The following is a 21,865-nucleotide window of genomic DNA, read 5'->3' on the forward strand; positions in this document are numbered from 1 at the left end:
TCCGCCACCCCCTGCTTCCGCCATCTGCCTTCGCTCGCCGGCCCGCACGCCGCCCACGCATGATCCCGCTCAGCGTGGGCGAGATCGCCGCGGTCGTCGGCGGCACGGTCGTCGGCGGCACGGTCTCCAGTGACGGCACCGTGACGGTGACCGCGCCCGCCGTGCTCGACAGTCGACAGGCCGAGCCGGGCGGGCTGTTCGTCGCCTTCACCGGCGAGCAGGCCGACGGCCACGACTACGCCCGCGAGGCCGGTCGGGCCGGCGCGGTGGCCGTGCTCGGCTCCCGGCCCACGCCGCTGCCCACCGTCGTCGTCCCGGACGCCCGAGCCGCGCTGCGGGCGCTCGCCACCCACGTCGTGGCCCGACTGCGCGACGGACTGACCGTGGTCGGACTGACCGGCTCCCAGGGCAAGACCGGGACCAAGGACCTGCTGGCGGCCCTGCTGTCGAGCGTCGCGCCGACGATCGCCACGATCGGCTCGCTCAACAACGAGCTCGGCGTGCCGCTCACCATGCTGCGCGCCGACGCGGCCACCCGGTTCCTCGTCCTGGAGATGGGAGCCCGCCACATCGGCGACATCGCCGCGCTCACCGGCCTGGTCGCGCCCGACATCGCCGTCGTCCTGAATGCCGGCAAGGCCCACCTCGGCGAGTTCGGATCGCGCGAGGCCATCGCTACGACCAAGGGCGAGCTGGTGCGGGGGCTGGCACCCGGCGGCACCGCCGTCCTGAACGCCGACGATCCCCGGGTGGTCGCGATGCGCTCACTCACCGAAGGACCGGTACTGACCTTCGGTCGCGCGGACCACGCCGACGTGCGGATGCTCGGCCTGGCGTTGGATCCGCTCGGCCGGCCGTCCTTCACCCTGCGGACCGCCGGCACGTCGGTTCCCGTCGCACTGCCGCTCGTGGGCGCCCACCAGGCGCTCAACGCGTCGGCCGCCGCGGCAGCGGGGCTGGCTGTCGGCATACCCCTCGACCTGGCAACGGCGGCGCTGGCCACTGTCTCGCTGTCGAAGTGGCGCATGGAACTGCGCGACCTCACCGGCGGCGCGACGCTCCTCAACGACACCTACAACGCCAACCCCGACTCGACCCGCGCCGCCCTGGACGCGCTGGCGGCAATCCAGGGCGGGCGCCGCATCGCCGTGCTCGGCGAGATGCTCGAGCTCGGTGACGTCAGCGCGGCCGAACACCGCGCCGTCGGGGAGTACGCCTCCTCCCGGGCCGACCTGGTGGTCGCGGTCGGTGAGGCCGCCCGACCGATCGCCGACGGCGCGGGAGAGCGGGCGGTGGCGCTCGCCGACAACGACGCGGCCGTCGAGTGGCTGCGCGGCCACCTCGCCGCCGACGACGTGGTGCTCGTCAAGGCCTCCCGCGGGGCGCGCCTCGACGAAGTCGCCGCCGCCCTCGCGTAGTGCGGCGGGAGGAGCCGGACAGCGCGCCGGCAGTCGCGACCCCCCAGGAATCCCAGGGGGATCCCAGGTCATCGTCTGCGCCGCTTCATGTAGTGGTCGAAGGCCCGGTAGACCATCGGCCGCAGGGGCAGGTCCCACTCGCCGACGTACCTCACCGCCTGACCGCCGGTGCCGACCTTGAACTGGATCAGCCCGACGTGCGGGTCGTCGGCGTCCAGGGTGGGGGTGATGCCGCGCAGGTCGTAGACGTCACAGCCGGCCGCGAGCGAGTCACGGATCATCGTCCACTGGCAGGCGTTGGAGCCGCGCACGTCACGCTTGTCGGTGGAGGAGGCGCCGTAGGAGTAGCAGGCGTGGGCGCCGACGCGGACCAGGATGGCGGCGGCGACCAGGTCGCCCTGGTGGTGGGCCAGGTAGACCCTGATCCGACCGGGATCCTCGGCGCTCAGCTCCGCGAACATGGTTTCGAAGTAGCGCAGCGGCCGGGGAGTGAAGCGGTCACGCCCGGCGGTGTGGACGTACAGGTCGTGGAACGCCTTCACGTCCTCACCGACGCTGACCTCGACTCCCTCCTTGGCCGCCTTCCTGATGTTGCGGCGCCAGAGCTGGTTCATACCCCTGAGCAGGTCGTCCTCCGTCCTGCCGGCCAGCGGGACCTCGTACTTGTACTGCGGATGCCCGACTCCGAAGCCGTCCTCCGGGCTCTGCGGCAACCAGCCGGCGTCCCTGAGGCGGCTGGTCACGTGGGCGCCGACCGCGTCGGCCCGCCGGCTCCGCATCCCGGTGAGCCGCTGGATGCCCGGGTCGGCGACGCCCTCCTTGACCTGGTCGGCGCCCCAGGTGTGGGTGCGCACCGGCGGGCCGAGCCGGATCGCGAACGCACCGTGCGCCTTGAGGTGAGCCGCCAGCGGGTCGAGCCACGCGTCGAGCTCGCCGGTCCAGTCGATGACCGGGCCTTCGGGCAGGTAGGCCAGCGTGAAGCGCTCGAGCCGCGGCACCGGGCGGTGCAGAACGAGCCCGGCGCCGACCAGCTGCCGGCCGTGGAACCAGCCGAGGGATTCGCTGCGCCACTCCGTCTTGACGCGGCCCCACGCCGGGGTCTGCAGGAAGCTGACCGACCGCTGGGCCCGCACGAACGCCAAGTGCTCGGCGGCGCTGATCGGCCCGACGGTCAGGCCCGGCGAGGGCGCCGGGCGCCGGTCCGCTGTTCGTGCTCGTTCGCTGTTGGACATGCCACGACTCAAGGCAGCGGGGTGTTGCCGGCACGTATGCGGTTTTCGTTACGCCGACGATATGTGCCGACTCGTAGCATCGTGGACATGCGTGTGTTGATCGTCGAGGACGAGCCCTATATGGCGGAAGCCATCCGTGACGGCCTGCGCCGGGAAGCGATCGCCGCCGACATCGCAGGTGACGGCGACACAGCGCTGGAGCTGCTGAGCATCAACGCCTACGACATCGCCGTCCTCGACCGCGACATCCCCGGACCGTCCGGTGACGAGATCGCCAAGAGCATCATCGCCTCCGGCAGCGGCATGCCCATCCTCATGCTCACCGCCGCCGACCGTCTCGACGACAAGGTCTCCGGGTTCGAACTCGGCGCCGACGACTACCTCACGAAGCCCTTCGAACTCCGAGAACTGACCCTCAGACTGCGGGCCCTCGACCGCAGACGAGCCCACCACCGGCCTCCCGTGCGGGAGATCGCCGGTCTGCGGCTGGACCCGTTTCGCCGAGAGGTCTACCGGGACGGCCGCTACGTCGCGCTGACCCGTAAGCAGTTCGCCGTCCTCGAAGTCCTCATCGCCGCCGAAGGCGGTGTCGTCAGCGCGGAGGAGCTGCTGGAACGGGCGTGGGACGAGAACGCCGACCCGTTCACCAACGCCGTGCGGATCACCGTCTCGGCCCTGCGCAAACGGCTCGGCGAACCCTGGATCATCGCCACCGTGGCCGGCGTCGGCTACCGCATCGACACGCAACCCGCGCCCGGACCCGTGGGAGGCGCGCGTGGATAGGGAACCCGGGCTGAGCGTGCGCTTCAAACTCACCCTCACCTACGCCGGATTCCTCATGCTCTCCGGTGTCCTGCTGCTCGCCGCGATGTGGGTGTTCGTCCTGCGCCACCTGCCCGCCTACACGAACGTCTCCGGAGGGGTGCTGCCCCGCTCCTACCTGCTGCGCGACTTCGGGACGGCCGTGGGTGCGATCCTGCTCTTCCTGCTGGCGTTCGGCCTGCTGGGAGGATGGCTCCTCGCCGGCCGCATGCTCGCCCCCCTGACCCGGATCACCCACGCCACCCGCACGGCCACGAACGGATCGCTCTCCCACCGCATCCGGCTGCCGGGCCGCGCGGACGAGTTCCGCGAGCTCGCCGACGCCTTCGACACGATGCTCGCGCGGCTCGAAGCACACGTCGCCGAACAGCGCAGATTCGCGGCCAACGCCTCGCACGAGCTGCGCACCCCGCTGGCGATCTCGAAAACCCTCCTCGACGCGGCCCGCACCGATCCGGACCGCGACACCGGCCTGCTCATCGACCGCCTCCAGTCCGTCAACACCCGAGCGATCGACCTGACGGAGGCCCTGCTCCTGGTCAGCCGCGCCGAGCAGCGGTCCTTCACCCGAGAACGCGTCGACCTGTCCCTTCTGGCGGAGGAAGCCACCGAAACACTCCTCCCCCTCGCGGAGAAGCACGGCGTCAGCATCGAGGCCTCCGGTGACATCACCCCCACGATCGGATCGCCGGCGCTCCTGCTGCAGCTGACCATGAACCTCGTGCAGAACGCGATCGTCCACAACCTGCCGCAGCAGGGCAGCATCTGGGTACATACCGGCGTCCGCCCCGGGACTGTGGTGCTCACCGTCGAGAACACCGGCGACCGGCTCACCCCGCAGCTGGTCTCGACACTGACCGCACCGTTCCAGCGTGGCACCGAGCGCATCCACACCGACCACGCAGGAGTCGGCCTGGGTCTGGCCATCGTCAAGACCATCACCCAGGCCCACGACGGGACACTCACCCTCACCCCGCGCGCCGCCGGCGGGATCCGCATCACGGTGGAACTGCCCGCGATGCCCCGCACAGCGACAGCTGACGGATCAAGGGCATAACGCGCGCCCACGGCTCCCGACGCCGGACCGCGGCCGCACAGGAGGCCGTTCAGACGACCATGACCCGGCGCCCGCGTGTGTGACCGGCCTGGCTGTCGATGTGCGCCGCCGCGGCCTCGGCGAGGGTGTACGACTTCTCGACCGGGATGTGGAGTTTTCCCCGCGCGATGAGGCCTGCGGCCTCGGCGAGCGCTTCCGGCACGCTCCCGGCCACGCCCGAGAATCGGACCCCGTGCTCCGGCGCGGCGAGATCGGCTATGGAGATCACCCTGTGCGGATCCCCGGTCAGCTCGACGAGTTCACGGATCACACCCGAGCCGGCCAGATCGAGGGCAGCGTCCACGGGGCCGAGCTGCCGCACCCGCTCGACCCAGCCCTCGCCGTAGGTCGTGGCAAGGGCGCCCAAGCTCCGCAGATAGTCCTGGTTCGCGGCCCCGGCCGTGCCGATCACCCTGATGCCGCGGTCGCGGGCGATCTGCAGCACCGCCGATCCGACTCCCCCGGACGCACCGCTGGCCAGCAACGTCTGCCCGGGCCGTACCCCGACCTCACGAATGATGCGCAGCGCGGTCTCGACCACGGAGGGATATCCGGCCGCCTCTTCGAACGTGAGGCCCTCGGGCATCCGGGCCCAGGCCGACAGCACGGCGAACTCGGCATAGGTGCTGGATCCTTCGCCGAACACGTGGTCGCCGACCTGAACCCCTACGACGCCCTCACCGACCTCGTCCACCACCCCGGAGGCGTCCAGCCCGACGCCGGCGGGCAACTCGGTGGGATGGGCCTTCAGGACCTGGCCCTCACGGACCCTCCAATCGGCGGGATTCACGCCCGCCGCCCGCACCGTGATGCGTATGCGGCCGGGGCCCGCGTGGGGTTCCTCGGCGTCTATGAGGCGCAGAACGTCCGGACCGCCGAATTCGGCGAAGCTCACTTTCTTCATGCGGTCGACCGTAACACTAACGGTTAGGTTTTTGTACTTGATCCGTCTTCGCATCTGATAGTGTCAGATCCATGACCGTGCCGCCCGGACGCCGCGAACGCAAGAAGGCCGCGACGCGCCAGAACATCGCCGACACCGCCCTGCGGCTCTTCCTGGAACGCGGGTACGACGCCGTGGGAATCCGCGACGTGGCCGCGGACGCCGACGTGGCCGTCACCACGCTCTTCTCCCACTTCGCCTCGAAAGAGGCCCTGGTCTTCGAGCAGGACGAGAATTTCGAGCACCGCCTCGCACAGGCGGTCAGCGGCCGGGCGCCCCACGAGGCGCTCATCCCCGTGCTGCGCCGCGAGATGCGGGCCATGGTGCGCCATTGCGCGGCGCCCGGTTCCGCCCCGGTCTGGCGCATGATCGACGCGTCACCCGCCCTGCGGGAGTACGAGGAGTCGATGCGGTTGCGGCATGCGGAGTCGCTGGCAACGGCCATCGCCGCGGATCTCGATCTGCCGCCGACCACGACGGCCTGCCGGACGGTCGCACGGTTCGTGGTCAACGCCCATTCGCTGGCCCGTGAGGCGGCTGATCCGAGCGTGGCGGTGGACGAGATCTTCCAGATGATCGAGGCCGCCTGGAATGCGACCGACCTTCCCCGCCACCCGCGCGTCGTCGCGTCTCCAGGCAGCGCAGGGACCGGTCGGGCTGCGGGGAGTCGCTGAACACCCCCAGGAGAACCGGGGGCACCACGGGTGACGTACGGCGGCGCGTCGGGCGGTCTGCTTACACTGGCGGACATGGCATGCCGCATCAGTGAACTGGTCATCGACTGTACCGATCCCGACCGGCTCGCCGCCTTCTGGAGCGAGGTCCTGGGCTACGTCGAACTCGGTCGGGAGGATGACGGGAGCATCGAGATCGGGCCGCCCGACGCCGGCTTCGGCGGCCCGCAGCCCACCCTCGTCCTCAGCCCCAGCAGCGATACGCGGCGCGGCAAGCTCCCGCTGCACATCGACGTCAACGCCACCGACCGCGACCAGGAAGCCGAGCTGCAGCGGCTGTTCGCCCTCGGGGCCAGAACCGCCGACGTCGGCCAGAGCGGCACCGAGAGCTGGCACTGCCTGGCCGACCCGGAAGGCAACGAGTTCTGCCTCCTGCGCACCCGGCTCCCACCCCTGTAACCACCCGCGGCCGGACGCGGAACCGTCCGGCCGTGCGAAGGGAGCCCGCTTCGGGGTACGGAGTCCGGCTCAGCGCCCGGCGGTGGTGCGGCGACGGTTGACCAGCACCAGACCGGCGCCCGCGCCGAGCGCGACCGCCGCGCCGCCGACGGCCCACTGCGTGCCGTCCCCTGCGCCGGTGGAGGCAAGCGTCCGGAGGGCCCGCAGCTGGTCATCGGCGAAGCGAGCCCGGAACTGGCCCACCTCGAGGAAGTACCGCAGGTCCTCCGGATTACCGTCCAGCGCCTTCTGCGCCAGCTCCCGCACGCGCCGGCCGGTGTTCTTGTCGGCGAGCATCCTGGCGATGGCGACCCGGTCGTCGTCCGCCGAAAGGCCCGGCCCCTTGGCGGCGTCGGCCGGCTGCGCATCCGTCATCCGCCTCATGCCGGTTCCTCCTTGTACAGGACGAGGTGTTCGTGGAAGAGCACGCCCTCGCGGATGTCGCCCGTGGCGGTGAAGCCGGTGTCGTCGACGTAGTCGAGGTGGTGACCGGTCACCGTGTAGCGGCCGGTGTAGGCGCTGCGGCGCGCACCGCGGGCCTCGTCGTATCGCCCGTCGGCGCGCAGCTCCTGCCGGATGTGTCCGTCCGCGGTCACCCACATCCCGACGACGTCCGCCCGTTCACCGGCGTTGCGGTTCGGCTGTTCCCTCACCGTGTTCTCCTGTCGTTCGCAGCTGTCTGCGGCAAGCCTGGAGGGCGGCACGCACAGTGGCCAGGACAGGAGCTGCCTGGGTACGGCGCACCCAGGCACACCGGCGAAGGGCGGCTTAGCCTGAGGGGGTGACCAGCAACGATCTCGGAGACTTCCTGCGCGCCCGCCGCGCCCGCCTGCGGCCGGTCGATGTCGGCCTCGCCTCGTACGGGGCGCGCCGGGTGGCGGGGCTGCGGCGGGAGGAGGTCGCCGTTCTGGCCGGCATGAACAGTGACTACTACGCCCGTCTGGAACAGGGCCGGGAGCGCAGCCCCTCCCCGCAGATCCTCGAGGCGATCAGCAGTGCGCTGCGGATGGACGACCAGGCGCGGGCACACCTGTACCGGTTGGCGGGCACCGCGCCGGACGGCGAGCGGCCGCAACCGAGGGAGACGGTCAATCCCGAGCTGCGGGCCCTGCTGGACGGGTACTCGACCGCCGTGGCGTTCGTCCTGAACCCGGCCACCGACTTCCTGGCGGCGAACGCCTTGGCCGACGCACTGTTCTCCCCGTTCGCGGCGGTGGACAACCTGACCCGTATGACGTTCCTCGATCCGGCCGCGCGAGGATTCTTCACGCGGTGGTCGCGGGCGGCCGAGGCGGTCGTGGCCGGGTTGCGTCACGCGCAGGGCCTGGACCCCCGCTACGGCCGCCTGCACGACCTCACGCGCTCCTTGAGCGAGACGAGTGAGGAGTTCGCGGCGCTGTGGGCCTCGCACACCGTTCACGAGAAGGTCCGGGACGCCAAGGAACTCGTCCACCCGGACATCGGGCCTCTGACCCTCTCCTTCCAGACGTTCGACGTCCGCGGAGCGCCTGGCCAGCAGTTGGTGATCTACCACGCCGAGCCGGGGAGCCACGCCGAGCAGGCGCTGTCGTTGCTCGGCAGCCTGAACGCCACCCGCCACCAGGAATCCGCCCCGGAGCGATGAGCCTTCCGTCCTCAGGCGGCAGGGGTGTTGAGGACGTACTCGCGCGAGGCGTGCACCGCGTCGCGCAGGGTTGGCAGGTCGACGTCGAGGACCCGGCCGTTCCACTTGCGCGGTACACCGTTGATGAGGACGGCGCTGATGTTGCGGGCGTCCGAGCCCAGCACAACGGTGCCGATGGGGTCGTTCAGCGGCATGTTGTTGAGGTCCTCGGCCCGGATGACCAGCAGGTCGGCCTTCTTGCCCGGGGTGAGGGAACCGGTGACGCCCTGGAGGCCGTTGGTGCGGGCGCCTTGGAGGGTGGCGAAGTCCAGGACGTCGTGGGTGGTGATGCGGGCCGGCTGCCGGCCGGTGCCGTAGACGGCGTTGACCGCGCGCATGCGCTGGATGGTGTGCAGGGCCCGCATCTGCGTGAACATGTCGCTCGCCAGGGCGACTTCGACGTCGATACTCAGACCGGGACGGACACCCACGGACAGGGCCTCGTCGATCGCGGGGATCGCGGTCTCCAGCCCGATCTGGGCGTCCGAGGTGGGGGCCAGCGCGATGGTCGTGCCGCTGTCCCCGATCGCTTGCCACGCCAGGGTGCTCAGGCCGGTTGCGTGGATGAGGGTGACGTCCGGGCCCAGGAGGCCGTCCTTCGCCCAGCGCAGGACCGCCTGGGAGGAGGACGTACCGAAGACGGCGTCCACGCTCACGGCGATCCCCAGGTCCCTTGCCGTGCGGGCGAGTTCGGGACCGTACGCGAGAGTCGGGCCGGCGATCTCGTCGGTGGCCAGGGCGGCCAGGCGCAGCGTAAGCAACTGGTCGTCGCCGGCGAAGTACCGGTCCTTGAGGCGGGTGAGGTCCTGGGGCCACTGCCTGTCCCAGTCACCGAAGTGCGGGCCCATGGAGGCGTGCACCCCGCGGATGCCTGTGTCGACGAGGGCCTGGACCGCCGCGTCGGAGTGCTCGCGGGTGCGGGAGTTGTGGGAGAAGTCGAGCATGCACGTGATGCCGCTGTCGATCGCGGTCAGGGCGGCCAGCCGGGTGCCGACGTACATGTCCTGCGGTCGGTAGCTAGGGGCGTGGCCGGCCAGGGTGGACATCACGTAGCGGCCGAGGTCGTCGACGTCCGGCATGATCCGTCGCAGCTGGGTCTGCCAGGCATGCCGGTGGGTGTCGACGAAGCCCGGCGTGAGGACGGTGCCGGCGGCGTCGACGACCACCGCGCCGTCCCGGCTCAGGTCAGGGCCGACCGCGGTGATCGTGTCGCCCTCGACGAGCAGGTCGGCGCTGTCCAGGACACCTCGCTCGGGGTCCATGGTGACGATGGTCGCGCCGGTGAACACGATGCGCCGGTTCGGGTCGGCGGACCGGCGCCGGAGCTGTTCGAGCACGGCGGGGCTGGTGGTGTCGGAGGCGGTCACGGGAGGTCCTGTTCGTCATGCCAGGGCGGTGGGGCCGGCGCGGGTGGGTGATGACCCCAGCGTCGTCCCGTCCGACGCCCGCAACCAGGACGCCCTCTGCCCAGGTACAGCACACCTGGGCAGAGGGCGCGGATGCCTCAGCCGATGAGGGCGTTGTACATCTGCCAGCCGGTGGTGACGAGCGAGCGGGCGGCGAAGGGTGCTGCCGCGTTGCCGGTTCCGCGGTAGAGCCAGAGCTTGCCGGTGGTGTCGCGGGCGAGCAGGTCCGCCTTGCCGTCGCCGCTCAGGTCGGACGTGCCGACGATGAGGTTGTGCATCTGCCAGCCGGTACCGATCTTCAGACGCGCGGCCCAGGGCGCGGCGGGGTTGCCGGTGCCGCGGTAGAGCCAGAGGTTGCCGGTGGTGTCCCGGGCGATGAGATCGGGTTTTCCGTCACCGGTCAGATCGGCTCCGCCCACCAGCATGTTGTGCATCTGCCAGCCGGTGCCGATCTTCAGACGGGTGGCGAAGGGCGCGGCGGGGTTGCCGGTACCGCGGTAGAGCCAGAGGACTCCGGCGGTGTCCCGGGCGATCAGGTCCGGCTTGGCGTCCCCGGACACGTCACCCACGCCGATCAGCCCGTTGTACATCTGCCAGCCGGTCCCGGCCTTGACGCGTGCGGCGAAGGGGGCCGCGATGTTCCCGGTGCCCTTGTAGTACCACAGCGTTCCGGAGGGCTCGCGCGCGATCAGGTCGCCGCTCCCGTTGGCGCGGAATCCGGACAGGTCGATCAGGGCGTTGTAGCCCTGCCAGCCGGCACTGAGCCGGTAGCGGTACAGGAACGGAACGCCGGCCGTGCCGCTGCCCTGGTACTGCCACATCACACCGGAGTTGTCCCGGGCGATCAGGTCGGAGCGGGTGGTGGTGCCGGCCGCGCGGGTGCTGCTGATCTGCTGCACGTCGTCGGCCCGCACCCAGGCGAGGCGGTGGTTGTAGCGGATCGGGATGAACTTGGTCGTTCCGGTGACGAGCTTGTGGTCGCCGGGGGCGCTGTTGTCGTAGTTCATGGCGTAGAAGTAGTCCCCGGCCGCGGCCGGGCCGCCGGGCACATAGGACTGGCCCGCCTTGATGCTGTACTTCGTCAGCGCCTTGTCGGTGTCCGTCTGGACCGGGACGTCGGTGCCGGTGTAGTCGGCCGTCTGCGGGTAGGCCCTGCCGTACACGGGAATCGTCGCGAGCCCGGCCTTGGGGGTCACGAGGGGCTGAGCGGCCGCGCCCACCGGGGCGGTGAGCTGCCCGCCGGGGTTGTAGAACCAGCCCTGCTTGCCGCCGTACCAGATCGCCGTCCAGTCGCCCTTGACCGCTGCGACCACGTAGTGGCCTCCGGTGACGGCCTTGGCGGCCCAGTCCGGGCCCTGCGTGCTGCCTGCGGCGCCCGAGCGCAGATACGGATCCGCGATCAGTGCCGAGCTGGTGGAGGCGTCGGAGTACAGGTAGAGGAAGTTCGCCGGGCGCGGCGTCTGCGTCACACAGGTGGGCGAGCAGTACACGATGGGCGGCTGGTTGGCCGTGGTGAACGGCGGCGCGATGGTGATCTCCTGGCCGGCCAGGACGGGGCTGCCCCCGCCGCCGTCACCGGTCGGCACGCCCATCAGGGAGAAGTAGTGGTTCCAGTCCCAGTAGGGGCCCGGGTCCCAGTGCATGCCGCCCACGTAGGCGTCGATCGGGCCGGGCACCTCGTCGTGGCCGATGATGTGCTCGCGGTCCAGCGGAATGCCGAACCGGGTGGCGAGGTACTTCACCAGCGCCGCCGACGACTCGTACTGCGACTCGCTGTACCAGGACCCCGCCTTGATCGCGAAGCCTTCGTGCTCGACGCCGATCGCATGCATGTTGACGGTTTTGTTGCCGGCGTGCCAGGCGGTGTCCTTGGTGGGCACCATCTGGGTCACCAGGCCGTCGGAAGCGCGGATCAGGTAGTGCGCGCTCGCGTACGTCGCCGGGTTCTGGAACGTGCTCAGCGAGCCGTCGTAGCCGCCCTCGGTGTCGTGGATGACGATGTAGCGGAGGTCGACGCCGTCAGCCGGCCGGTTCGTGACGTCGTAGTTGCCGTAGTCGCCCGGATCCGTCCCGTTCTTCTGGAACGCGGCGGCCTGGAAGTCACAGTTCAACGCCGACGGGCACTCGGGGACGGGAGCGGCCTGGGTGCTGGCGAACGTCGCGGCCAGCTTCATCTTCGCCGGCTTCAAAGGGGTGACCGACCGGTCGGCGGGCAGGGTGACCCGCTGCCCGTCCGCGGTGACCCGGCTGTTGCCGCGGTTGATGGTCCGGAAGACCCGCTGGGTGAACAGCTGGGCGCCCTTGGCGTCCGGGGCCTGGCTATAACGGGCCACGGCCGCGTACCACTGGCCCGCGTCCTCGGGCAGCGAACCCGTCGCTTCCTTCTCGTACTTCGCCAGCAGCGCCGCCCCGCCCCGGACGCTCTCCTCGCGGTCGGTACGCAGCGAGCCGGTCGAAGCACCGGTCAGCTCGGCTGCCGCGTCCAGCGTGTGCAGCCGGGGGTCGGAGGTGTCGGCCCGGTCGTCGCCGCCCTGCAGCGCGCGGGTGGGGTTGAACCTCTTCATCCGGGCCGGATCGCCGCTCATGTTCAGGTGCGACAGCCGCTCCGCCCGGGTGGGCGCCTCGACGTCCTTCGCCGTCACCTGAGTCAGGCCCATGACGTTGTAGTTCCCGGCCGTGCTGGGCCGGCCCTGGTGCGTCTCCCACCGGGTCAGGTGGTAGGACACCGCCATCAGCACGCTCTGCGGAACGTCGAACTCCTGCGCGGCGTCGGCGAACTCCCGCTGCAGCCCCGCTGCCGGATCCGGCACGGGAGCCGCGGCGCCCGACGGATCCGCCAGCGCGAACGTCCCGATGGCCGCCACGGATCCCGCGATGAGCGACGCCGCGATGCCGATCGGCAGGAACTTCCCCGACCGGCGGTGTGTACGAGTCAACGACCTGCCTCGATCTTCTGACGCGCTCAGGCGTCCCTGTGTTTCCTGTCCACGACAGGCAGACGGTAGCAGCGGTAAAACGGGAGAGGACCGGCAGGATCTGGTAGGGGCGGTTCGCCCCCACAGCTGCGGTCCCACGGTGGTCCACCGTAACCCTATGCTTCCGTTTCCATCCGGATTTGCGCCTCCGTCTCGGGTGCGTCGCGCTGTTCGCCGACGGCGGCCGCCGCGGCCGCCTCCGCACCGTCTTCGGTCCCGGCCCTCGCGGCGGCGCGCCGCATCCGGTACCACTCGACCATGTCGAGCGCCACGATCAGACCGGCCAGCCACAGGACGGCGCCCAGGGCGGGCAGCCGGGAGGCCAGTGGCAGGCTGACGAGGACAGCCGCCGCGGCGGTGAGCCGGGTGACGGACCAGAGCCGGAACATCCGCCGGCGGGTGTAGACGAAGACGAGCAGGAACAGGCCGCAACCGCCGTACAGCAGCGCCGCGGCGCCGGCTCCCAGCCGGTGCCCGGGATGCGCGACCGCGTCGTGCAAGCCCACCGCGGTGGCGATGACGGCGCTGATGAGGCCCAGATGTGCGTAGGACAGGACATGCCGGACCATGTCGAACTGCTTGTCGGCGGCCGCCACCGCGAATCGCATGGCGCTGGCCGCGAAGGCGAAGTACACCCACCACAGGGCGGCGGTGAGGACGAACGCGGCGGCCACCGTCGCCAGTACGCCGCCGCTGATGTGTGCGGTGCCCGTGACCGGGCTGCCGATGGCGATGATGGTCTCGCCGAGCGCGACGATCAGGAAGAGGCCGAAGCGTTCGGGCAGGTGACCCGAGTGGAAGTGTGTGGTCGTCCGGCGGCGCAGGAGCTGCGGAGTGAGGGTGTCGACGAGCGCGGCCGCGGCCCACAGCGCAATCCGCGCGTTGCCCTCCACCAGACCGCCGGCGAGCAGCAGCGGGCCGGTGACGACGGCCGAGACCAGGAAGGAGTTGAGGTGGAGGTGCTGCCAGCGCAGTGCGAGGCCCTGGAGCACCAGCCGGGCGACCCAGTACGAGGCCCCGAAGAGCAGACCGCGGTCACCGTAGGCGCCGGGCACCGCCAACCCCATGAACAGCGCGCACAGCGCGACCGCGAAGATGCCGAGGCGGTCGGGGGCGTTCTCCACGTCCTGCCGGTTGGCATGCACGGAGGTGGCTGTCCAGGCCCAGTAGGCGGGGACGAAGACGATCAACGCCCGACCGGTGCCCGCCCAGCTGTGGTCGGCCTGCAACAGCGAGCTGACCTCGGTGATGGCGAAGACGTACACCAGGTCGAAGAACAACTCCGCCCAGCTCACCTGCTTGTCCGGCTCCTCGGCGGTCCCGGCACCGCCGCCCGCCTTCTCGGGGTCCGTCTGCGCGGGGTCCACCGCCTCCCCGACCGTGCCCACCGCTCAACGCCCCTGGTCGGATCGATGGGAGCGGTGCCGCAGCCAGACCGGCAATCCGTACCAGCAGGCGAGGAACCACAGGCCGATGGCGGCGGTGACGATCTCGGCAACGACGTTGTTCAAGGCGACGTGCAGGATCAGCAGCACCACTGAGCCGACGGTCAGCGCGAGCAGGGCCATGCCGCACATCATCAGACGGCCGGCCACGTCGATGATCTCCTCCTTCAGGCGCTGGCCCGCGAGGATGCGGTGGATGGAGGCCGGGGCTATCAGAGCGCCCGTTGCCAGGGCCCCGCAGACGACGGCGACGACGTAGACCGTGAGGTCGAACGTCCCCAGCTCGCGAAAGTGCGGCGTGAAGGAGATGCTGAGCAGGAAGCCGAAGAGGATCTGCACCCCCATCTGCGCGACGCGCGTCTCCTGGAGCACTTCGGCCCACCGTCGGTTGACGCGTTCCTGTTCGCTCTCTCCGCCGTCACCGGGCGCTGGGCCGGAGTCTGTTGCGCGGGGGCGGCTCGCGTCTGCGCGGGCGGGGGGCGGGACGGACATGGAGTCTCCAGATTTTCCTATGGGAAGGTAAATATCTGGTTTCCCGCGAAGTTCCTTTTCATGCTGGCGCAAGCGCTGCCGATCATGCGGCGCCGGAGCCGGAGTCGGACTTCATCTCGATGGCTCCGGCGTCGCGCACATGACCATTCTGGCATTTCCGCGGACATCATCACAGACCTCCCACTAGGGTGAAGCGCGATCTGTGGTGATCGCGACGGGCCGAGCGCGGGGTGGGATGATGGCGAGCACAGCCGCAGGAAATGGACGGTCCTGACCGATGGCGGCCATGGTCGCGGTGAAATCCCTGACGCGCCGCGCCGCCCGCGAACCCTCCCCTCCCCCCGCCACTCCCCGACGGTTACGACGGGCCGTCCTGGCGCTGCTCCTGTGCACCGTGGCGTTATGGGGATCGCTGCAACTCGCCCTCACCGGCGCCCACACGGCGATATCCGCCGCTGCGGCGCACACGGTGCCCGCGATCGTCGACACCTCGCAGGTGGCCTACTTCCTGGCCGACGCGGACCGTGTCGCAGCCGGCAGCTTCGCGTCCGGGACCGTGGCCCTGAGCGGCCCGGGGCAGCGCTACCAGGACGATCTCAAGTCGGCGCACCAGGCGCTGGCACGAGCCGCCGAGCACGATGCGACCGGGCCGGCCGGCAGCGGGCAGTTGCAGGCCATCGAAGGGCTGCTCGTCGAGTACACCAGCCTGATCGAACAGGCGCATGCCACCGCGGGGCGGGGCGTCCTCAGCACCGCCTATCTGAGTTACGCCTCGAACCTGATGCACAAACCCGACAGCGGGATCCTCGCCCAGGTCCAGCTTCTACAAGCTGCCGATCAGCAGGCACTGAGCCGGCAACGACACAGCCCGTGGCTGGCGCCCGCCACGCTGTACGGCGTGCTCGTCCCGGCCGCGGTGGCCCTGGTCCTGCTCGTGGCCACACAGCGCTTTCTGAGCCGTCACTTCCACCGGCGGATCAACCCGTACCTGCTCGCCGCATCCGGCCTGCTGATCACGTTGGCCGGCTGGACGGTCGTGGCGACCCTGCACAGCGACCGGGCGTTCACCACCGCGTGTGATGAGGCGCTCCCCTCGCTCACCGCTTCCTGGCAGGCCCGCACGCTCGCCCGGCAGGCAGCGGGCGCCGACGCTCTGGCGATCGTGCAGACCGCCCCCGGACAGGGCTTCTCCCACGGCTTCGCCACCTACACCGCCCCTCTCGCGGACCGTCCGGTGACCCCTGCCGTGATCGAGGCCGCCCGCACCGGTGGACCCGCATTCCAGGGAATCCTCGCCGACCTGCTGCGGAGCGACCTCGGCCCCGACTCCGACGACACCGCTCGACGGGACACCGCCTTGCGCACCCTCCAGGACTTCCGGCGCTTCACCGCCGCCGATACCGACCTGCAGCGGCAGGCCGCCGGGCACGACTTCGCCGCGGCCGCCACGACGGACCCGGCCATGGTGGCCACGGCGGTAGGCCCCGGTCCCACCCAACTGGGTGGCACCGGCGCCACCCTCGACATGGATCTGACCCGCCTCACCGACCTCCACCGACAGCGATTGGCCGACGCTGAAGCCTCGGCGCGCTCCGACCTGGGTCTCCAACTCGCCCTTCCCGTACTGTGCGCCGCGATCGCCGCGCTGTGCCTGGCCGGGCTCTGGCCACGCATCGACGAGTACCGGGCGGCGCGATGACCAGGCCGGGCACCGCGCCGCGACACACCCGCGCCTGGACCCGAGCCTGCCTCGCGCTCGTGCTCGTCGCCCTGTCCGGCCTCGCGGCGTGCACCACCGGCGGATCGGGACAGGTGGTCCACGTACTCGGCACCTGGACCAAGGACGAGAAGGACTCTTTCGAGGCCATGGTCGCGCCGTTCGAGCAACGGACCGGGATCACCGTGGACTACCAGGGCTCCCGGGACTCCGACACCATCCTGGCCGACCGTGTCAGCAACGGGACCCCACCCGATCTCGCTGTCCTGTCCAGTCCCGGAAAGCTGGCGCAGTACGCCCGGGCCGGCCGGTTGACCCCGCTCGACGACTCACTCGACCTGCCGGGCATGAGAAAGCAGTACGGCGCGAACTGGGTCGAGTTCGGAGCGGTGGACCGCAAGCAGTACGCCGTGTTCGTCAAGGCGTCCATGAAGAGCCTCCTCTGGCACTCGCCCAAAGCCCTGAGCGCACACGGCTGGACGCCCCCCGGCACCTGGGACCAGCTCAGAACGCTGAACCAGCTGATCGCCCGGTCCGGCGTTCCCCCGTGGTGCATCGGGCTGGAGTCGAGCTCCACCTCCGGCTGGCCGGGGACCGACTGGCTCGAGGACATCGTCCTGGCCCAGTCGGGCCCGGTCATCTACGACCAGTGGGCGCGCGGCGAACTCCCGTGGAGCTCTCGGGAGATACAGCTGGCCTGGCAGACCTGGGGAGAGATCATCGGCACCAGAGGCCTGGTCCTCGGCGATGCCCGCGGCATGCTGCTCACCCCGTTCGGCGCCGCGGGCACCTCCCTGTTCAGCCAGAGTCCCGGGTGCTACTTCGACCATGCGGGATCCTTCATCACCGAGTCCTACCAGAAGGGCAGTCCGCACCTCGCGCCCGGAGGAGACTTCGACGCGACCCCGTTCCCGACCATCAACCCACGGTTCCGGGGCAGTGCCGAGGTGGCCGGAGACCTGATCGCCATGTTCCACGCCACCCCGGCCGCCCGCCAACTCGTCGCCTACCTCACGACAACCGCCGCGCAGAACATCTGGGTGGGACGGGGAGGGGCGATCAGCCCCAACCGCGAAGTGGCCGCCTCCGAGTACCCCGACGCCCTGTCGCGCCGCCTGCGACAGCTTCTGGTCGACGCCCCCACCGTACGGTTCGACGCCTCCGACCTGATGCCCGACACGATGCAGAGCTCATTCCACCAAGCGGTCCTGTCCTATGCCAACGACCCGACTCAGCTGAGTTCCATCCTCGCCGCCCTGGACCGGGTCCGCGCCACTGTCTACGCCGGAACGTGACGCCTCGCCGAGCCCGTTGGGATGCCGAACCCCAGGCCGGGGCAACCCTGGCGCATGGTTGGTGCCGCGCACCACGTCGAGGTACTCGGCCACGGCGTCCCTGTTGCGGGTCAGGCACTCGATGCGTTCGGTCAGGCGGTCCCTTTCGAATTCGAGCGTCGCGAGCATCTCCGGCGTCGCGTCGGGGAAGTGGATGATCCGGGGTTTGTTGAGGCACGGGAGGATCTGCTTGATGATCCGCGTCGGCAACCCCGCGTCGAGCAGTCCTCTGATCTGCAGGACCCGGTCCACGTTGTACTCGTCATAGGCGCGGTATCCGTTCGGGGCGCGACCTGCGACGATCAATCCCTGCTCCTCGTAGTAGCGCAGCAGCCGACGGGGAGTGGCTGTGCGCTCCGACAGTTCTCCGATGCGCATGTGCCCTACCTCTCTCCGAGCCGCCTTGACCTTCACATCAATGTGATGGTTTGAGCATAGGCAGTATGCGAAGCCACGACACACAACTGGCCGATTCCCAGCCGGGATCCGCACAGGACAAGCTCCCGCTGCCAGCGCTGCTGGCGCTGGCGACAGCCGTCTTCATCACCAGCCTGACCGAGACGCTGCCCGCCGGCCTGCTGCCGGCGATGAGCGCCGACCTCGGCGTCGGCGAGTCCGCAACCGGGCAGACGGTGACGATCTACGCGATCGGGACCGCTCTCACGGCGATCCCCCTGACCGCGGCCACGGCAGGGTGGCGGCGCAAGCGCCTGCTGCTCACGGCGATGGCGGGATTCGCCGTCGCCAACACGGTCACAGCGGTCTCGGCGAACTATCCCCTGACCATGGCGGCCCGGTTCGGCGCCGGGGTGGCCGCGGGCCTGGCCTGGGCGCTGCTGGCCGGATACGCCCGCCGCATGGCCCCCGCCCACCTGCAGGGCAGAGCGATCGCCATCGCCATGGCCGGCATTCCGCTCGCTCTGTCCCTGGGAGTGCCCGCAGGGACCTTCCTCGGCCACGTCCTCGACTGGCGCGCGGCGTTCCTGCTCATGACCGCACTCACCGTCGCCCTGCTCGCATGGATCACCGCCACGGTCCCGGACTACCCCGGACAACGGACGGAAGGCCGAACGTCGATGCCGCGGACTCTCCGCATCCCGGGCGTGGCGCCGGTCCTGTTCGTCACCTTCGTCTTCGTACTCGCCCACACCATCCTCTACACCTACATCGCCACGTTCCTCGACCGGCTCGGCATGGGCGACTCCACCGACCTCGCACTGCTGCTCTTCGGCGCCGCATCCCTGGCGAGCATCTGGATCGTGGGCGCGCACATCAGCCGGAGGCTGCGAACCCTCACCATCGCCAGCACCCTCCTGGTCGCCGTGTCGGCCGCCGTGCTGGCGCTGTTGGCCGGCAGTCCCGTTCTGGTCTACCTGGCGGTGATCCTGTGGGGCCTGGGATGGGGTGGTGTCCCCACCCTCCTGCAGACCGCGGCGGGCGACGCGGGGGGCGAGTCGGCGGACGCCGCGCAGGCCATGCTCGTCACCTTGTGGAACGTGGCCATGGCCGGCGGCGGCCTCGCCGGTGGCATCCTGCTCGACACGGCCGGCTCCACGGCCTTCCCCTGGAGCGTCCTCGTCCTGTTGCTGCCGGTGCTGGTCGTCGCGGTCGCCGCTCGCGCCCATGGCTTCCCCGCCAGGGGCGCGAGCACGACCCCGTGAACGCGCGGGCCTTCAGCCCTTGCCGAACTGCAGGGCCGGGAAAGCGCCCGCAGCCCTCAGGGTTCTGGTGAAGCCGCCGGCCAGGGCGGTGAGGCGCGCGGTGGCAGCCGGGCCGAGGTGGTCGTACGGGGCGGTGTCGAGACGGTCGGTGAGCTCCTCGGCCCCACTGCGCAGATCCGCACCCGACTCCGTGAGGTCTCCTGACTCGTCCAGCAGACCGCGCCCGCGCAACCGGTCCTGCGCGGCGGCCCACTGCTGCGCGGACCATCCGCGGGTCTGCATGAACAGTGCCGCCTTCGGTGCCGTGCCGGTGGCGTTGTGCAGGATCAGGGCCTCTATGCCGGACAGGCCGGCGATCGCCAGGGCGGCGAGGTGACCGTCCCCCCGGTGCTCGCGCAGCAGCGTCGCGGCATGCCAGAGGGCCAGGTGGGGTTCCTCGGGGACGGGGAGGTCGGCGTTGGCGGCGTACAGCGGCCGCGCCTCCCTGCGGCAGGCTTCGGTGGCGCGCAGCGCCAGCTCGGCCGCCTCGGCCATGTCGTTCGAGGTGACGGCCTCATCTCCGAGCAACCGCCGCAGCGTTCGGTCCACACCGCGCAACCGGGCCCCGAGCACCGCTTGGGGCTCGGTGAGGGTCCATGCGGCGGGGATGCAGCGCTCCACGTGCTCGTGGTTGAAGTTGTAGAACGTCGCTGAGACGGTGCCCGCGCCGACCGCCCCGAGCGGGGCCGCGCGGCCTGCGAAGTAGACCATGGCGCCGCGCTGCAGCCCGAGCGCCGCGAGTTCGTCCGCGTGATCCGGCGAGAAGTACACACAGCCGTGCAGGGGCGCGACGGCCTGGTGACAGAGGCGGGCGGTGCTTCCCTCGGGTGCCGTCATTCGGTGCCTCCGGTATCGGTGAGCGGGTTCGGCCGTCCGGCCGGGTGGGCGGAGCGCATCAGTCTTCCTTCGTGGGTTCGTTGTGGGTGCAGCCGGTCAGGGCGGCTGCGGTCTGCGTCAGGTGCCGGATCAGTACCTCGGCAGCGGTGCCGGCGTCGCGGGCCAGCGCCGCCTCCTCCAGCCGGCGGTGTTCGGCGGGGGCGTCCCGGTCGGGGTCGCGGTGCGCCGACCAGCGGCGGGCCAGCTCGCTCGCGGTCCACATGCGGTCGAAGGTCGCCAGCAGGACGGGGTTGCCGCAACCCTCCAGGAGGGTGCGGTGGAAGACCCGGTGGGCTTCGGACCACGCACCGCTGTAGTACTCGCCCTCCTCCGGCACGTACGGCGGTGTGCGGGTCAGACGGTGGTGGGCGGCTCGTACGCGGGCCTCCCACTCGACATCACCGCGCTCGACGGACATGCGCAGCACGACCGGTTCGATGGTCAGGCGGGCCTCCGCGATCTCCTGCCAGCGGCGGTCGGAGAAGGTCGGGACGGCGAAGCCGCGGTTGGGCAGCCGGTCGGCGAGGCCCTCACCGACCACCCGTACGAGCGCTTCGCGTACGACAGCCAGGCTCACGCCCCGTTCCTTGGCGAGGTCCTGCGGCTTGAGGGCGTCGCCCGGGGCGTGCTCCCCGCGCATGATCGCGTCCCTCAAGTGTGCGTAGACCTGCTCGGAAAGCATCTGCTTCCCCGCCGAGTTCGGGGTGTCGATCGCCTGGCTCATACCGCCATCATAGACGATCCAAATGATAATCGATTCTTATTTACTTCATCGATCACCAGTAAAACGGGTGACCCTGCGCGACCACCCGCCCGAGCACCACCGAGGACGGCCCCCATCCCTCCATGGCAGCCTGGCAACCCCGGGCCCCGCCACATGGTCCGCGCCGGTCATCCCAACGGCGTTGCCCCGGGCCATGATCGGCCACTAAAGTCCGTCAGGTGACTGCCGGGTCGGCCATGTGCCACGCACGAGTGAGGTTCCCGGCCTCGGCGTGAGCGCGAGGCGGGCACGAGGCCCGCCCCCTTCTCCGTGTCCTACTCCGACGCCCGCGCCCCTACACGGCTGTACGGCGCTTCATCCCAGCGGAATCACAGACCCGGAGACACACCCCTGATGTCACACGACCAGCAGCACCCGCACGCATCCGACCTGCCGGCAACCACCGTCCAGCTCAACCACACCGCCGTCTACGCCAGCGACCGGCACCGGTCGGCGGAGTTCATCGCCTTGATCCTGGGCCTGCGGGTCGGCGCTCCGTTCGGACCGTTCCTGCCTGTCGACCTCGGCAACGGCGTGACGCTCGACTACTACGAGAAGCGGGACGAGCCGATCCAGTCGCAGCACTACGCGTTCCTCGTGCCCGAGGCGCAGTTCGACGCCATGGTCGCCCGCCTGGAGGCGGTCGGGGTCACCCACTACGCGGACCCCAGCCACACCGAACCCGGCCGGATCAACAGCTGGTTCGGGGGTCACGGCGCGTACTTCGAGGACCCGGACGGCCACAACATGGAGATCATGACCCGGCCCTACGTCCGCCCTTGACGGGCCGCCTGGACCCCGTCCTCCCGTA

At 70.5% G+C, this 21,865-nt stretch carries 20 protein-coding genes and 1 pseudogene; 10 read left to right on the top strand and 11 right to left on the bottom strand.

All coding sequences use genetic code 11. From position 1 onward, the window contains the following. Positions 1 to 59: 59 nt before the first annotated feature. The gene (locus tag O3X23_RS29185; protein WP_269274678.1) at positions 60 to 1,418 is read left to right on the top strand and encodes a UDP-N-acetylmuramoyl-tripeptide--D-alanyl-D-alanine ligase; all 1,359 of its coding nucleotides are present in this window, start codon (positions 60 to 62) and stop codon (positions 1,416 to 1,418) included. A gap of 68 nt (positions 1,419 to 1,486) precedes the next feature. Here the strand turns inward: O3X23_RS29185 and O3X23_RS29190 are convergent, their stop codons facing one another. After that, positions 1,487 to 2,650, bottom strand: a complete 1,164-nt coding sequence (locus O3X23_RS29190) for a lipid II:glycine glycyltransferase FemX (RefSeq protein WP_269274680.1) — start codon at positions 2,648 to 2,650, stop codon at positions 1,487 to 1,489. 87 nt (positions 2,651 to 2,737) lie between these two features. Here O3X23_RS29190 and O3X23_RS29195 point away from each other — a divergent pair, with 87 nt between their 5' ends. Beyond that, positions 2,738 to 3,433, top strand: coding sequence for a response regulator transcription factor (locus O3X23_RS29195; protein WP_269274682.1), 696 nt, complete (start codon positions 2,738 to 2,740; stop codon positions 3,431 to 3,433). Continuing rightward, positions 3,426 to 4,529 carry a sensor histidine kinase gene (locus O3X23_RS29200; RefSeq protein ID WP_269274684.1) on the top strand — a complete coding sequence of 368 codons (1,104 nt, stop codon included), beginning with the start codon at positions 3,426 to 3,428 and terminating at the stop codon, positions 4,527 to 4,529. Before O3X23_RS29195 ends, O3X23_RS29200 begins: the two co-directional genes overlap by 8 nt. A 49-nt stretch (positions 4,530 to 4,578) precedes the next feature. On the opposite strand, the gene O3X23_RS29205 is transcribed toward O3X23_RS29200, so the two are convergent. Beyond that, entirely contained in the window at positions 4,579 to 5,472 is an 894-nt protein-coding gene (locus O3X23_RS29205) for an NADP-dependent oxidoreductase (protein WP_269274686.1), read from the bottom strand. Between the two features lie 71 nt (positions 5,473 to 5,543). Here O3X23_RS29205 and O3X23_RS29210 point away from each other — a divergent pair, with 71 nt between their 5' ends. Both O3X23_RS29210 and O3X23_RS29215 read left to right on the top strand, forming a co-directional pair. Then, positions 5,544 to 6,185 carry a TetR/AcrR family transcriptional regulator gene (locus O3X23_RS29210; RefSeq protein WP_269274687.1) on the top strand — a complete coding sequence of 214 codons (642 nt, stop codon included), beginning with the start codon at positions 5,544 to 5,546 and terminating at the stop codon, positions 6,183 to 6,185. 75 nt (positions 6,186 to 6,260) lie between these two features. Then, the gene (locus O3X23_RS29215; protein ID WP_269274689.1) at positions 6,261 to 6,644 is read left to right on the top strand and encodes a VOC family protein; all 384 of its coding nucleotides are present in this window, start codon (positions 6,261 to 6,263) and stop codon (positions 6,642 to 6,644) included. A 69-nt stretch (positions 6,645 to 6,713) separates the two neighbouring features. Here O3X23_RS29215 and O3X23_RS29220 read toward each other — a convergent pair whose 3' ends face one another. Both O3X23_RS29220 and O3X23_RS29225 read right to left on the bottom strand, forming a co-directional pair. Continuing rightward, positions 6,714 to 7,067: an ALF repeat-containing protein gene (locus O3X23_RS29220; protein WP_269274691.1), complete on the bottom strand. Its 354-nt coding sequence runs from the start codon at positions 7,065 to 7,067 to the stop codon at positions 6,714 to 6,716. Then, positions 7,064 to 7,285, bottom strand: coding sequence for an Atu4866 domain-containing protein (locus O3X23_RS29225; RefSeq protein WP_269274802.1), 222 nt, complete (start codon positions 7,283 to 7,285; stop codon positions 7,064 to 7,066). The genes O3X23_RS29220 and O3X23_RS29225 overlap by 4 nt, the downstream gene beginning before the upstream one ends. A gap of 179 nt (positions 7,286 to 7,464) precedes the next feature. On the opposite strand from O3X23_RS29225, the gene O3X23_RS29230 reads away from it, so the two are divergent. Continuing rightward, entirely contained in the window at positions 7,465 to 8,307 is an 843-nt protein-coding gene (locus O3X23_RS29230; RefSeq protein WP_269274693.1) for a helix-turn-helix transcriptional regulator, read from the top strand. 11 nt (positions 8,308 to 8,318) lie between these two features. On the opposite strand, the gene O3X23_RS29235 is transcribed toward O3X23_RS29230, so the two are convergent. The 4 genes from O3X23_RS29235 to O3X23_RS29250 form a co-directional block, all read right to left on the bottom strand. Beyond that, on the bottom strand, positions 8,319 to 9,713 hold the full coding sequence (locus O3X23_RS29235; RefSeq protein WP_269274695.1) for an amidohydrolase family protein: 1,395 nt from the start codon (positions 9,711 to 9,713) through the stop codon (positions 8,319 to 8,321). Between the two features lie 137 nt (positions 9,714 to 9,850). Continuing rightward, complete coding sequence (locus O3X23_RS29240) at positions 9,851 to 12,688, bottom strand: N-acetylmuramoyl-L-alanine amidase (RefSeq protein ID WP_269274697.1); 2,838 nt, start codon at positions 12,686 to 12,688, stop codon at positions 9,851 to 9,853. Between the two features lie 155 nt (positions 12,689 to 12,843). Beyond that, complete coding sequence (locus O3X23_RS29245; RefSeq protein ID WP_269274699.1) at positions 12,844 to 14,115, bottom strand: low temperature requirement protein A; 1,272 nt, start codon at positions 14,113 to 14,115, stop codon at positions 12,844 to 12,846. Between the two features lie 3 nt (positions 14,116 to 14,118). After that, positions 14,119 to 14,664, bottom strand: coding sequence for a DUF6328 family protein (locus tag O3X23_RS29250; protein ID WP_269274701.1), 546 nt, complete (start codon positions 14,662 to 14,664; stop codon positions 14,119 to 14,121). 277 nt (positions 14,665 to 14,941) lie between these two features. Here O3X23_RS29250 and O3X23_RS29255 point away from each other — a divergent pair, with 277 nt between their 5' ends. Beyond that, positions 14,942 to 16,363 carry a hypothetical protein gene (locus O3X23_RS29255; RefSeq protein ID WP_269274703.1) on the top strand — a complete coding sequence of 474 codons (1,422 nt, stop codon included), beginning with the start codon at positions 14,942 to 14,944 and terminating at the stop codon, positions 16,361 to 16,363. Further along, the gene (locus O3X23_RS29260; protein ID WP_269274706.1) at positions 16,360 to 17,676 is read left to right on the top strand and encodes an ABC transporter substrate-binding protein; all 1,317 of its coding nucleotides are present in this window, start codon (positions 16,360 to 16,362) and stop codon (positions 17,674 to 17,676) included. The genes O3X23_RS29255 and O3X23_RS29260 overlap by 4 nt, the downstream gene beginning before the upstream one ends. Positions 17,677 to 17,727: 51 nt before the next feature. Here O3X23_RS29260 and O3X23_RS29265 read toward each other — a convergent pair. After that, a pseudogene (locus tag O3X23_RS29265) lies at positions 17,728 to 18,093 on the bottom strand (MerR family transcriptional regulator); the annotation flags it as partial. A gap of 65 nt (positions 18,094 to 18,158) precedes the next feature. Here O3X23_RS29265 and O3X23_RS29270 point away from each other — a divergent pair. Next, the gene (locus O3X23_RS29270; protein ID WP_269274708.1) at positions 18,159 to 19,376 is read left to right on the top strand and encodes an MFS transporter; all 1,218 of its coding nucleotides are present in this window, start codon (positions 18,159 to 18,161) and stop codon (positions 19,374 to 19,376) included. A 12-nt stretch (positions 19,377 to 19,388) separates the two neighbouring features. On the opposite strand, the gene O3X23_RS29275 is transcribed toward O3X23_RS29270, so the two are convergent. Continuing rightward, a complete protein-coding gene (locus O3X23_RS29275) occupies positions 19,389 to 20,252 on the bottom strand; it encodes an SCO6745 family protein (protein ID WP_269274710.1) in 864 nt (287 codons plus the stop codon). A 58-nt stretch (positions 20,253 to 20,310) separates the two neighbouring features. Next, entirely contained in the window at positions 20,311 to 21,015 is a 705-nt protein-coding gene (locus tag O3X23_RS29280) for a GntR family transcriptional regulator (RefSeq protein ID WP_269274711.1), read from the bottom strand. 393 nt (positions 21,016 to 21,408) lie between these two features. Here O3X23_RS29280 and O3X23_RS29285 point away from each other — a divergent pair, with 393 nt between their 5' ends. Further along, positions 21,409 to 21,837, top strand: a complete 429-nt coding sequence (locus O3X23_RS29285) for a VOC family protein (RefSeq protein WP_269274713.1) — start codon at positions 21,409 to 21,411, stop codon at positions 21,835 to 21,837. The last annotated feature ends 28 nt before the right edge of the window (positions 21,838 to 21,865 follow it).

The sequence above is a fragment of the Streptomyces sp. H39-S7 genome (assembly GCF_027158205.1).
Lineage (GTDB): Bacteria > Actinomycetota > Actinomycetes > Streptomycetales > Streptomycetaceae > Actinacidiphila.